This is a genomic window from Streptomyces sp. NBC_01244 (genome assembly GCF_035987325.1).
Classification (GTDB): Bacteria; Actinomycetota; Actinomycetes; order Streptomycetales; family Streptomycetaceae; genus Streptomyces.
This window is the reverse complement of the sequence record NZ_CP108488.1, coordinates 1,211,405-1,223,990: the sequence shown is the minus strand read 5'-3', so window position 1 is coordinate 1,223,990 and position 12,586 is coordinate 1,211,405. Positions and strand designations below refer to the sequence as shown.

General features: G+C 70.9%; 11 protein-coding genes. 10 read left to right on the top strand and 1 reads right to left on the bottom strand.

From position 1 onward, the window contains the following. Positions 1 to 173: 173 nt before the first annotated feature. Both OG247_RS05245 and OG247_RS05240 read left to right on the top strand, forming a co-directional pair. Complete coding sequence (locus OG247_RS05245; protein ID WP_327251097.1) at positions 174 to 974, top strand: DeoR/GlpR family DNA-binding transcription regulator; 801 nt, start codon at positions 174 to 176, stop codon at positions 972 to 974. Between the two features lie 244 nt (positions 975 to 1,218). Beyond that, a complete protein-coding gene (locus OG247_RS05240; protein ID WP_327251096.1) occupies positions 1,219 to 1,674 on the top strand; it encodes a helix-turn-helix domain-containing protein in 456 nt (151 codons plus the stop codon). Positions 1,675 to 1,950: 276 nt separating this feature from the next. Here the strand turns inward: OG247_RS05240 and OG247_RS05235 are convergent, their stop codons facing one another. Continuing rightward, positions 1,951 to 3,120 carry an ROK family protein gene (locus tag OG247_RS05235; RefSeq protein WP_327251095.1) on the bottom strand — a complete coding sequence of 390 codons (1,170 nt, stop codon included), beginning with the start codon at positions 3,118 to 3,120 and terminating at the stop codon, positions 1,951 to 1,953. A gap of 570 nt (positions 3,121 to 3,690) precedes the next feature. On the opposite strand from OG247_RS05235, the gene OG247_RS05230 reads away from it, so the two are divergent. The 8 genes from OG247_RS05230 to OG247_RS05195 all read left to right on the top strand — a co-directional run bounded on the left by OG247_RS05230 (position 3,691) and on the right by OG247_RS05195 (position 12,569). After that, a complete protein-coding gene (locus OG247_RS05230) occupies positions 3,691 to 4,524 on the top strand; it encodes a sugar phosphate isomerase/epimerase family protein (RefSeq protein ID WP_327251094.1) in 834 nt (277 codons plus the stop codon). Between the two features lie 148 nt (positions 4,525 to 4,672). Beyond that, positions 4,673 to 5,701, top strand: coding sequence for a sugar phosphate isomerase/epimerase family protein (locus tag OG247_RS05225; RefSeq protein WP_327251093.1), 1,029 nt, complete (start codon positions 4,673 to 4,675; stop codon positions 5,699 to 5,701). Next, on the top strand, positions 5,694 to 6,881 hold the full coding sequence (locus OG247_RS05220; RefSeq protein WP_327251092.1) for an inositol-3-phosphate synthase: 1,188 nt from the start codon (positions 5,694 to 5,696) through the stop codon (positions 6,879 to 6,881). The genes OG247_RS05225 and OG247_RS05220 overlap by 8 nt, the downstream gene beginning before the upstream one ends. Then, the gene (locus OG247_RS05215; protein WP_327251091.1) at positions 6,878 to 7,747 is read left to right on the top strand and encodes an SCO3242 family prenyltransferase; all 870 of its coding nucleotides are present in this window, start codon (positions 6,878 to 6,880) and stop codon (positions 7,745 to 7,747) included. The genes OG247_RS05220 and OG247_RS05215 overlap by 4 nt, the downstream gene beginning before the upstream one ends. Next, the gene (locus OG247_RS05210) at positions 7,744 to 9,162 is read left to right on the top strand and encodes an EboA domain-containing protein (protein WP_327251090.1); all 1,419 of its coding nucleotides are present in this window, start codon (positions 7,744 to 7,746) and stop codon (positions 9,160 to 9,162) included. Before OG247_RS05215 ends, OG247_RS05210 begins: the two co-directional genes overlap by 4 nt. Next, the gene (locus tag OG247_RS05205; protein ID WP_327251089.1) at positions 9,149 to 10,015 is read left to right on the top strand and encodes a TatD family hydrolase; all 867 of its coding nucleotides are present in this window, start codon (positions 9,149 to 9,151) and stop codon (positions 10,013 to 10,015) included. Before OG247_RS05210 ends, OG247_RS05205 begins: the two co-directional genes overlap by 14 nt. After that, a complete protein-coding gene (gene eboE / locus OG247_RS05200; RefSeq protein WP_327251088.1) occupies positions 10,015 to 11,208 on the top strand; it encodes a metabolite traffic protein EboE in 1,194 nt (397 codons plus the stop codon). Before OG247_RS05205 ends, eboE begins: the two co-directional genes overlap by 1 nt. After that, the gene (locus tag OG247_RS05195; protein ID WP_327251087.1) at positions 11,205 to 12,569 is read left to right on the top strand and encodes an alkaline phosphatase family protein; all 1,365 of its coding nucleotides are present in this window, start codon (positions 11,205 to 11,207) and stop codon (positions 12,567 to 12,569) included. Before eboE ends, OG247_RS05195 begins: the two co-directional genes overlap by 4 nt. The last annotated feature ends 17 nt before the right edge of the window (positions 12,570 to 12,586 follow it).

Here is a 12,586-nt window from a genome sequence, read left to right as displayed (position 1 = left end):
TCCGGACGGGCGGCGGCGAGCAGGACCAGCTGCCTGGCGCTTAGCCGAGCCGTATCTGTCCATCGACCGCAGTAGCTCCAGTTCGTCCAGGGGCGCGCCGCTCCGGGCGGGAGCGGACGAGGGTGCGGATACGATCAAAGTTCGAGTCCGGGGTTCAGGGAAGGGTGCGGCGCATGTCCAAGCAGGAGCGGTGGAGCAAGCTGCTGGAGCTGCTCGCTGTCGAGGGCAAGCTTGACGTCGAAGAGGCGGCCGGCGAGTTGGTCGTCTCACCCGCGACGATCCGGCGCGACCTCGACGAGCTGGCCGGGCAGCAGCTGCTCGTCCGCACTCGTGGCGGAGCGGTCGCGCAGGGCGTCTCCTACGAGCTCCCGCTGCGGTACAAGTCGGCTCGTCGTGCTTCCGAGAAACAGCGGATCGCCAAGGCCGTGGCCGATCTGCTGGGCGACGGTGACGTCATCGGGCTCAACGGCGGCACCACCACCACCGAGGTGGCGCGTGCCCTGGTCCTGCGGACGGGGGGACCTGGCGCGGAGCGGAGACAGAGCGCCGCCGGACCGCAGTACACGGTGGTCACCAACGCCCTCAACATCGCCGGCGAGCTCGCGGTGCGCCCGCAGTTCAAGATCGTCGTCACCGGAGGGGTGGCGCGCCCGCAGACCTTTGAGCTGGTCGGTCCCCTGACCGAGGGCGTCCTCCAGCAGGTGGTGCTCGACGTGGCGGTACTCGGAGTCGACGGCGTCGACCCGGACTTTGGTGTGATGACGCACCACGAGGACGAGGCGAGCGTCAGCCGGCTCTTCGCGACGCGCGCCCGCAAGGTGATCCTCGCGACGGACTCGACCAAGATGGGCCGGCGCGCGTTCGCCCGGATCTGCGGCCTCGACCGAGTCGATGCGATCGTCACCGATTCCGGCATCGCCCCGGACGTGGCGTCGAGCCTCGCAGACTCGGGCATCGAGGTCATCACCGTCTGACAGCGCGCGCCACGGTGCTCTGTCGGACGCACCGCCATCTGAGTAGCGACTACTCAGGTGCATGCAAGGACCCACTTCGAGGATGGGGGGACATCACTCGACATCAGGTGGGGACGGCGATGCGTCAGGTTCTCGTACGACGAGTCCCGCGTCCGGTCCCGGTGGCTCCGCCGGAGCTTCGGACGCAGTCCGGAAGGCTCCTGCCGTCCTGACGGCCGGCGGATCGCACGGATGGGGACATGCCATGAACAAGGGACAAACAGACGACCTGGCCGAGTCGGCCGGACCGTGGCGGGCCGTGGACTTCCGGCCGGACCTGGACGCGGCCGACGGCTGCCCGAGCTGCGAGAGCTGGGGTGTGCTGCCGAGGGGCCCCAGGAGTCCGGCGCGGCCGTGCCTCGATTGCCAGCCGGTGGTCCGGCTGATGCCGAAGTCCTCCCCGGCGTCGAGGCTCGACCAGCGGTGGCTCAGGGGGGCCGAACGCACATCGTTCGCCCAGGAGCTGAGGACCTTGTACGAGGCCGGAGCTACCGTCGGGGAGCTGGCCTGGAGCCACCGCCGGTCCCACACCCTCATCTACAGTCTGCTCACCGAAGCCGGGGTGGAGTTGCCGATCCACACCCGCAGGCGCCCGGGAGGCCCGCGTGGGCGTGTCCCGGAGCAGGGCCGGGAGACGGCGCGAGGGGGTCCGGCCCGGTAGCGGTCAGGCCGGTGCGTGCCGCCGGCCAATGCGGCGCGATCGCTTTGACTCGGCCTGTCCGCCGACCGGTCCCGCGCAGGAGGGAGCCGTGTTCTTGGGTGATCGGCGTATTGACGCTTCCAGGCTACATGCGCAAACTTGCGTGTAGCAGCGCCACTTCCCGCGCGAATGAACATAGTGCTTGGTTGTTTGCGGCATGCGCACGCTTGATGCATCCCCTGAAACCTGAGGTTCCCGTGGCCCCCATTCCTCACTCCCGCCCCCCGCGCGGCCCGCTCAGTCCGCTGCCACCGAGCGGTCCAGTGTCACCGGGTCGAGGACGTCCTCGATCACCATGACGGCCGCGCCGACGACACCGGCCTGGTCGCCGAGCGTGCGCCCCCGCATGGTCAGGTGCTGTGTGGCCAAGGGCAGCGAGCGGCTGTAGACGACCTCGCGGATGCCGGCCAAGAGGTGTTCGCCGACATCTGCGAGGTCCCCGCCGACGACGATCGTGTCCGGGTTGAAGAAATTGACCAAGGATGCCAGGACCTCCCCGATGTCCCGCCCTGCCTGGCGGACCAGCTGGACGGCCAACGGCCGTCCTGCGCGGACCAATTGCACGACGTCCCGGGCGTCGGTGGCGTTCTCGCCCCCCGCGGCGAGCCGGGTCGCGAGGGCCGCCCCGCCGGCAATGGCCTCCAGGCAGCCCGTGTTGCCGCACCGGCAGAGCTGATCCGCGGCGGCCGCCACCCGGATGTGGCCGATGTCGCCGGCTGCTCCCTGAGCGCCCCGGTGGAGCCGTCTCTCCGTGACGATCCCGCACCCGATGCCGGTACCGACCTTGACGAAGAGGAGGTGTTCGACCCCGTGGCTCGTTGTCCAGTGCTCCCCGAGCGCCATGATGTTCACGTCGTTGTCGACCAGGACGGGCACGCCCAGCCGGGAGCCGAGCCACCCCGTCACATCGAAGCCGTCCCAGCCGGGCATGATCGGCGGGTTGACCGGCCTGCCGGTGGAATGTTCCACGGGACCCGGAAGTCCGATGCCGACGCCGCACAACTCGGAGGCTGTTCGGTCGCATTCCGCGAGCAGGGATCCGAACGCTTTGACGAGCCACGTCAGTACGTGCTCGGGTCCCTCCTCGATCCGCATGTTCGTGCTCTGCTCTGCCAGCACGTGGGCGTTCAGGTCGGTGAGTGCGATCCGCGTGTGGGTGGCGCCGATGTCGGCGGCGAGCACCAGGCGTGCCGCGCCGTTGAAGGTGAAGGCCACGGCGGGCCGCCCGCCTGAGGAGATCGCTTCTCCGGCCGGGGTGATCCACCGTCCTTCGAGCAGTGCGTCCAGGCGTTGCGAGACCGTCGACCTGGCAAGGCCGGTCACCTGCATGAGTTCGGTACGGGTTCGGGCGCGGCCGTCGCGCAGGATCGCCAGAAGTGCGCCCGCGCCTACTGCCTCCGTTGGCACTCGGTGTCTCCTCATCGTCGATGGCAGGGGTCACGACGGACCATGCACCCCCCTGGTAATTGTATCTGACCGCTGTACTTTTGCTTGACGATCGACATAAGTCATTCATACGATCGGAATTATGCAAGAGATTCACCGAGAACCATCGGAAGTCAGAGTGGGTCTCATTGGAACTAGCTACGTAGGTCGCGTGCATGCCAGGGGGGCTGTCAGGCAGCCGGGCGCGCGACTCGTGGGCCTTGCCCCACTCGGATCCGTCCGCCCCTGCTCCCCGCTCCCGGCCGGCCACCCCCAGCGCTTTCACGACTGCTTCGACCCGTTCGTCGCAGACACCTACGCGGCCATGCGGGGCGAACACCGCGACGGACCGGCGACCTTCGCCCACGGCGCGCGGGCAGTCGTCATCACCGACGCCGTGCCGGAGTCCGCTCGAACCGACAGGTGGGTCGCGTGCTGACGATGACCAGCATCGGCAAGACGTACCTCAAGCCCGGCTTGCCGCCCCTGCACTACGCGCTTTGCGGCTGCGAGGACATGCCCGGATACCCGCAGAAGTGGGGCGGAAAGTAGATGCGTTCCCTCGGGGTCAACACCTGGGTCTGGGCCTCACCGCTCACCAACGGGGGAGTGGAACGGCACGCCCCCCGCATCGCGCAGTGGGGGTTCGACGTGATCGAACTCCCGGTCGAGCGGCCGGGCGACTGGGACCCGCATCGGGCCGCGGACCTGCTGGCCCGTCTCGGCCTGGCCGCATCCGTGGTCCTCGTCATGCCGCCGGGTCGGGAACTGGTCGCCGCACCCGCCGAGGTGATCCGCGAGACCCAGGACTACTTGCGGCACTGCGTGGACGTCGCGGTCATCCTGGGCGCCCCCGCCGTCAGCGGGCCGGCGTACGCCTCGGTCGGGCGAACCTGGAAGCTCGACGCCGGCGAGCGCAAGTCCGCCTACGCCGAACTGAACGAGAACCTCAAGCCGGTGGTCGCGTACGCCTCCGACCGGGGGGTGCGGATCGGCGTGGAGCCGCTCAACCGCTACGAGACGAGCCTGATCAACACCGTTGAGCAGGCTCTGGAGGCGCTGCCCGAGGAATGCGGGCTCGCCCTCGACACCTATCACCTCAACATCGAGGAGAAGAATCCGGCGCAGGCCGTCCGGGACGCCGGATCCCGGATCGCACACCTCCAGGTGTGCGGGACGGACCGGGGAACTCCCGGCGCCGACCACTTCGACTGGCCGGGTTTCGCCCTGGCCGTCGACGAGGCCGGCTATCGCGGCCCGCTCGTCATCGAGTCCTTCACCCCGGACAACACCACGATCGCGACCGCCGCTTCCGTCTGGCGGCCGCTGGCCTCGACTCAGGACGCCCTGGCCATGGACGGCCTGGCGTTCCTTCGCACGCTCTGAAGGTCCGGATGTCAGCCCAACAGGCTGTCAACACATCGGCGTTCAAGGCCCTGCTGTTCACCGAGACGCCTGCCGGCTCCTACTACCGGCACGACTCCCCGCACCCCACAACCGATCCCGCCCCGCGCGCCAGAACTGGAATCCCCCGATGAATCGTCCGATCACCCTCTTCACCGGCCAATGGGCTGACCTCCCGTTCGAGGAGGTGTGCCGACTCGCCTCCCAATGGGGGTACGACGGCCTCGAGATCGCCTGCTGGGGCGACCACTTCGAAGTGGACCGGGCCCTCGCAGAACCCGACTACGTGATGCGGAAGCGGGCGGTCCTCGCCCGGTACGGCCTGGACGTCTGGGCCATCTCCAACCACCTCGTGGGCCAGGCCGTCTGCGACCACCCCATAGACATCCGGCACCAGCAGATCCTGCCTGCCCGGCTCTGGGACGAGGATCCGGAACACGTCCGCCGGAACGCGGCCCGCGAGATGCAGGACACGGCCAGGGCCGCGGCCCTGCTCGGCGTCGACACGGTCGTGGGCTTCACCGGCTCGTCGATCTGGCACACCGTCGCGATGTTTCCGCCCGTCCCGCCCGCCGCCATCGAGGCCGGCTACGCCGACTTCGCCGAACGCTGGCACCCCATCCTCGACGTGTTCGAGGAGCACGCCGTTCGGTTCGCCCTGGAGGTCCATCCCAGCGAGATCGCTTACGACTTCTGGACGACGCGGCGCACTCTGGAGGCCATCGGCCACCGCCCGTCCTTCGGCCTGAACTGGGACCCGTCCCACATGATCTGGCAGGACATCGATCCGGTCGAGTTCATTCTGGAGTTCGGCGACCGGATCTACCACGCCGACTGCAAGGACACCCGGATGCGCCCCCGCGACGGTCGCCGCGGCCGGCTCTCCTCCCACCTGCCGTGGGGCGACCCGCGCCGCGCCTGGGACTTCGTCACACCCGGCCACGGAGACGTCCCCTGGGAGGACTGCATCCGCGCGCTGAACACCATCGGATACCGCGGCCCACTCTCCGTGGAATGGGAGGACGCCGGCATGGACCGCCTGACCGGCGCCGCCGAAGCCCGGGGCTTCCTGCAGGAACTGTCCCGCATAGCCCCTCCGGCCACCGCCTTCGACGCCGCGTTCGCCCGCCAGTCCGCAGAAGGAGACGCCCATGAGTGACACCACTTCCCGGGAGACCGGCCGTACCGGCGTGTGGCTCGTCGGAGCCCGCGGGTCGGTCGCCACGACCGCAGTCGTCGGAGCCGCCGCCGTCAGCGGCGGCTTCGTCCCACCCACCGGTATGGTCTCCCAACTGGCGGAGTTCGCCGACTGCGGCTTGCCCGCCCTGGACGAGCTGGTCTTCGGCGGGCACGACGTCACGGACACCCCGCTCTCCAAGCGGGCCGAGCAGCTCGCCGGGGCGGGCGTGTTCCCCACCGCACTCCTTCCCCTCGTATCCGACGCGCTCCAGGCGGCCGAGGCGGAGATCAGGACCGGTACCGGCAGCGGACCGGGAGGCCCCACACAGGCCGAGGCCGCGGCCTTCCTCATCGACGACCTGACCTCGTTCCGGCAACGCCAACGGCTCGATCAGGTCGTGGTGGTCGACGTCTCCTCGACGGAACCCCTGACCGCCCCCCGTCCCGAACACGACGAGCTCGACGCACTGGAGAAGGCCTTGGCCTCCGGTGCCGAGACCCTCCCGTCGAGTTCCCTCTACGCCTACGCTGCCCTGCGCGCCGGATGCGGCCACGTCGGCTTCACCCCCTCGGCGGGGGTACGGATGCCGGCGCTGCACCAGCTCGCCGAAAGGCAGGGCCTCCCCTACGCGGGCAGCGACGCCAAGACCGGCGAAACCCTGATCCGGACCGCGCTCGCCCCGGTGTTCGCCCACCGGGCCCTGAGCGTGCGGTCCTGGTCCGGCACGAACCTGCTCGGCGGCGGCGACGGCGCCACCCTCGCCGACCCGGCCGCTGCGGCCAGCAAGAATGCTTCCAAGCGCAGCGGGCTCGACGCCCTGCTCGGGGAGCGGGTGGAAGGACTCACCCACATCGACAACGTGCCGAGCATGGGGGAGCGGAAGACCGCCTGGGACCACATCGACTTCCAGGGTTTCCTGGGCGCGCCGATGACCCTGCAGTTCACCTGGCAGGGCTGGGACTCGGCTCTGGCCGCACCCCTCGTCCTCGACCTGGCCCGGTTCCTCGCCCGCGCCCGCCAGGTGGGTGCCGCCGGACCGCAACGGCAGCTCGGCTTCTTCTTCAAGGATCCGATCGCGCGGGACGGCATCGTTCCCGACCACCGGCTCGTCACCCAATTCGAGGAGCTCCGGGCCTGGTACGCCGGGGTGGGCCGATGACCGGCCTGCGTGCCCTGGCGGAACTGGTCCGCGCGCCCGCGGCCCTCACCGTGCCGGGGGACACCCTGGCCGGGGCCACTGCCGCCGGCCGTCCGCTCGGCGCCGGAACCGCCGGGCTCGCGGCGGCCTCCGTCTGCCTGTACTGGGCCGGAATGGCGCTGAACGACTGGGCGGACCGGGAGGTCGATGCCAAGGAGCGGCCGGGTCGCCCCCTTCCCTCCGGCCGGGTCAGCCCTGGTACCGCCCTGGGCACTGCCGCCGTACTCACCGGCGCCGGCCTGGCACTGGCCGCGGCGGCCGGGGGGCGGCGGCAGCTCGGCATCGCCGTGCCGCTCGCCGCCACCGTGTGGGCGTACGACCTGGCCGTCAAGGAGACCCCGTTCGGGCCGGCGGCCATGGCGGCCGCCCGCGGGCTCGACGTGCTCATGGGCGCGGGACCCGACCGGTGGCGCGGCGCGTTGCCCGCAGCCCTCACGATCGGCTGCCACACCTACATGCTCACCACGGTGAGCCGGCGGGAGGTCGAGGGGGCGACCGCGGCACTGCCCGCCGCGGCCCTTGCGGCCTCCACCGCCTTGGCGCTGGCCACCTCCGCCTTTCCCCCCAGCGGCACGGAGTCCGTCGACCGTGCCGCATCGACCGTGCTGTTGGCCGCCTACCTCGCGGCAGGAGGCCCGGCACAGCTGGCCGCGACCGCCCGCCCGGACCCACCCCGTCTCCGGCGGGCGGTCGCTTCCGGCATCCACGCCCTGATCCCGCTCCAGGCGGCCCTCACCGCACGCGCGGGCAAGGTAGGCGCCGCCCTCCCACTGCTGGCCGCGTTCCCGCTGGCCCGGCGGCTGTCACGAAAGGTGTCCCCGACATGACCGGGCTGCGCTTCGGCTACGGCACCAACGGCTTCGCCAACCACCGCCTCGACGACGCCCTGGAGGTCATCGCCGGGCTCGGGTACTCCGGGGCGGCCCTCACCCTGGACCACGGCCACCTCGACCCGTACGCTCCCGGCCTGGGCCGGCAGCTGACCCGGGTGCGGCGCAAGCTGTCCGCACTCGGACTCGGCGCGGTCGTGGAGACGGGCGCCCGCTACCTCCTCGACCCGTGGCACAAGCACGCACCCACCCTGCTGGACCCGGAGCCCGAGCGGCGCGCCCACCGCCTGGACTTCCTCACCCGCGCCGTGCACATCGCCTCGGAACTGGGGGCCGAGGCGGTGTCGTTGTGGAGCGGGATACCCGAACCGGGAATGCCCGAGGGGGAGGCGTGGAAGCTTCTCGCCGAGGGCTGCGCCGCCCTGACCGAGGTGGCGCAGCAGGCCGGCCTACGGCTCGGATTCGAACCCGAGCCGGGCATGCTGGTCGCCGACCTGGACGGCTACGAGCGCCTGCGCAATACCCTCGGCGACCCGCACGCCTTCGGCCTCACCCTGGACATCGGGCACTGCCGCTGCCTGGAGGACGACAGCGCGGCCGACTGTGTCCGGCGAGCCGCCCCCTGGCTGGTCAACGTCCAGATCGAGGACATGCGGCGCGGCGTCCACGAACACCTGGAGTTCGGCGACGGCGAGGTCGACTTCCCCTCAGTCATGCGGGCACTGACGGAGACCGGCTACTCCGGACTCGTGGCAGTGGAGCTGCCCCGCCACTCGCACAGCGCTCCGCAGACCGCGTTGCGCTCGCTCGACGCCCTGCGCGCGGCCTCCGCACCGCCGTGGACGGCCGAGGCACGCGAGCAGCTGGCATCCGACCCTTCCGCGATCACCCGCCTCTTCCCGGTCGCCGCTCGCAGCGTCGGCCCCGACCCGGGACTCGGCGAGGCGACACGCATCCAATTGCTGCAGGCCCTGCCCGGCGCCGGCGCCGAACTCGCCGCCGTCCTGAAGGAACTGTACGAGAGAGGGGACACAGCCGAGCGGACCGCCGTGCTGCGCGCCCTGCCCCTGCTCGACCGGGCCGGACGGATCGGGGCGCACTCCAGGGGCCTGATCGAGGATGCGCTGCGGACCAACGACGCCCGGCTCGTCACCGCGGCAGCCGGACCGTACGCCGCCCGCCACCTCGACCAGGAGCAGTGGCGCCAGGCCGTGCTGAAATGCGTGTTCCTCGACGTGCCCCTGGACGCCGTGGCGGGCCTGGACCGCCGCCGCGATCCCGAACTGGACCGCATGTTCGCGGCCTTCGCCGCCGAACGCACCGCCGCCGGGAGGCTCGTCCCCGCGGACGTGCGCCGGCAGCTCGAACCGGACTTCCCGTACAACAGGAGCTCGCACCATGCGCATCTTTGATCCCCACATCCACATGTCCTCCCGGACGACCGACGACTACCGGACGATGCACGCGGCCGGGGTACGGGCCCTCGTCGAGCCGGCGTTCTGGCTCGGCCAGCCCCGCACGTCGGTGGGCAGCTTCACCGACTACTTCGACGCCCTGCTGGGCTGGGAGCCGTACCGCGCCGCCCAGTACGGGATCCAGCACTTCTGCGCCCTCGCCCTCAACCCCAAGGAAGCCAACGACGAGCGGTGTACGCCGGTCCTCGACGAGCTGCCCCGGTACCTGCTCAAGGACCGGGTCGTCGCCGTCGGCGAGATCGGCTTCGACTCGATGACCGAGGCCGAGGAGCGGGCTTTCACGGTCCAGCTCGGCCTCGCCAAGGAGTTCGGCCTGCCGGCCCTGGTGCACACCCCGCACCGCGACAAGGCCGTGGGCACCGCCCGGACCCTCGAACTCGTGAAGGCCTCCGGCATCGGACCGGGCAGGGTCCTGGTCGACCACCTCAACGAGGTGACGGTGGCGCCCGTCGCCGACTCCGGCTGCTGGATGGGCTTCTCCATCTACCCCGATACCAAGATGACCCCGGACCGCATGGTGCGCATCCTCCAGGAGCACGGCACCTCCCGCATGCTGGTCAACTCCGCTGCCGACTGGGGCCACAGCGACCCGCTGCTGACCGTCGCCACTGCCCGCGCCATGCGCGCCGCCGGCTTCACCGAGGACGACGTGGAGAAGGTTCTCTGGCGCAACCCGGTGGAGTTCTACGCACAGAGCGGGAGGCTCGCGCTGGAGGACGTGTCCGAAGGGGCCGGTCCGTCGGACACCTCGGCGTACGCCGGCAACTCCGTACGCAGGGGCGGCAGCTGATGAGGTTCCGTCACGGCAGCGGCGAGGACGTCCACCTCGGCTACTGCACCAACGTGCACCCTGCCGAAGACCTCCTCGGGATCCTGGACCAGCTCGACACCTATGCGGTCCCCGTCCGGGAGCAGCTGGCAGTGGACCGGCTGGGAGTGGGCCTGTGGCTCGCCCAGCCCGTCGCCGCCGCCCTGGCCGGTGATCCCGGTGCCACGCTCAGGCTCCGCACCGAACTCGGCCTGCGCGGACTGGAGGTGGTCACCCTCAACGGCTTCCCCTACCAGGGCTTCCACCAGCCGGTGGTCAAGCACGCGGTCTACCGGCCGGACTGGTCCTCGCGGCTGCGGCTGGAGTACACGGTTGACCTCGCACGGGTCCTCGCCCTGCTGTTGCCCGACGACGTCACGACCGGTTCCATCTCCACCCTCCCGTTCGGCTGGCGCGCCGACTGGACCGCGGACCGCCACGTTCGGTCCCTGCGCCACCTGGAGGAACTCGGGCGCGGGCTCAAAGGCATCCGCCACGGCAGCGGCCGCACGATTAGGGTCGCTCTGGAGCCGGAGCCCGGCTGTGTCGTGGAGACGACCGGCGAGGCCGCCGACCACCTGAGCCATCTGGACCCGGACCACTTCGGCATCTGCCTCGACGTGTGCCACCTGGCCGTCGCCTTCGAGGACCCGCACGAGGCCCTGCGGAAGCTGGACCGGGCCGGGGTGAGCATCGTCAAGGCGCAGCTGTCGTGTGCCCTGCACGCCGAGCGGCCTGCGGACCCGGACGTCCTCCAGGCGCTGGCCGCCTTCACCGAACCTCGCTTCCTCCACCAGACCCGGAGAGCCGGAGCACCTCCCACAGGGGTCGACGACCTGTCCCAGGCGCTGGCCAGCCCTCTGGCGATGAACCGCGACGCCCCCTGGCGCTCCCATTTCCATGTCCCGCTGCACGCCGACCCCGAACCGCCGCTGACCAGTACACGGCCGGTACTGCGGCAGGCCCTCGCCGCGTTGCTCGCCGCCGACCGGCCAGGCACCACGCACCTGGACGTCGAGACGTACACCTGGTCGGTTCTGCCCACCCCGCCGCGCACCGCGAGGGAACTGGCCGCGGGCATAGCCGCCGAACTCGACTGGACCCGCCGGGAGCTGCTCACCCTGGGCCTCACCGAGCAGGCGCCCCCGTCCACCGTGAAAAGGAGTTCGCCATGAGTGTCGTGGTCCTCGATGTCGTCGGGCTCACCCCGCGAGCTCTCGCCGACATGCCCCGGCTGCGCGCGGTCGCCGACACCGGCTTCAGCGCCGAGCTGGAGACGGTCCTCCCCGCAGTCACCTGCTCGGTGCAGTCCACCTTCCTGACCGGTGAGCTGCCGTCCGGGCACGGGATCGTCGGCAACGGCTGGTACGACCGGGACATGGGTGAGGTCGCGTTCTGGCGCCAGCACAACCGGCTGGTCGGCGGCGAGAAGCTCTGGCAGACCGCGCGGCGGACCCGGCCCGACCTGACGGTGGCCAACATCTGCTGGTGGTACGCGATGGGCGCCGACGTGGACATCACCGTCACCCCGCGGCCGGTGTACCACTACGACGGTCGCAAGTCCCCTGACTGCTACACCAATCCGCCGGAACTCCGGGACGCCCTGACGGCCGAGCTGGGCGCCTTCCCGCTGTTCGACTACTGGGGACCCAGGGCCGGCCTCGCGTCCACGCGGTGGATCATCGACGCCGCCCGACAGGTCGTCGACCGGTACGACCCGGACCTGACGCTCGTCTACGTACCGCACCTCGACTACGACCTGCAACGCCACGGCCCGGACTCGGCGCAGGCACGGAGGGCCGCCCGCGAGCTGGACGAAGTCCTGGGCCCCTTCCTCGACGAGACCCTCGCCCGGGGCACGACGGTCGTCGCCCTGAGCGAGTACGGCATCACCGAAGTACGCCGCCCCGTCGACATCAACCGAGCCCTGCGCCGGGCGGGGCTGCTCAACGTGTTCCGACAGCAGGGCATGGAATACCTCGACCCGTGGACCTCTCCCGCGTTCGCCACCGCCGACCACCAGATCGCCCACGTCTACGTGGCCGACCCGGCGGACGTGCCGCGCGTGCGCGAGGTGCTCCGCGAGCTCGATGGCATCGACGAGGTCCTGGATCGCTCGGGACAGGCGGACCACGGCCTCGACCACGCCCGGTCGGGTGAGCTCGTCGCTGTGGCCGCTCCCGACAGCTGGTTCACGTACTACTACTGGCTGGACGACGAGGCGGCACCGGACTTCGCCCGCGGCGTGGACATCCACCGCAAGCCGGGGTACGACCCGGCGGAGCTGTTCTTCGACCCGGGCGATCCGCTGGTGATGGCACGGGCCGCGGTTGCCCTGGCCAAGTTGAAGCTCGGCATCCGCGGCACCATGGCCGTCGTGCCGACCGACCCCGGATGCGTCCGCGGCAGCCACGGCCGTCTCCCCGCCAAGGCCGAAGACGCTCCCGTCCTGCTGTGCTCCGCTCCCGACCAGGCCCGGGCACGCTTCCACGCCACCGAAGTCAAACAGTTCCTGCTGTCCTGCCTTTCCCGCTGAGGACACCGGTGCCGGCG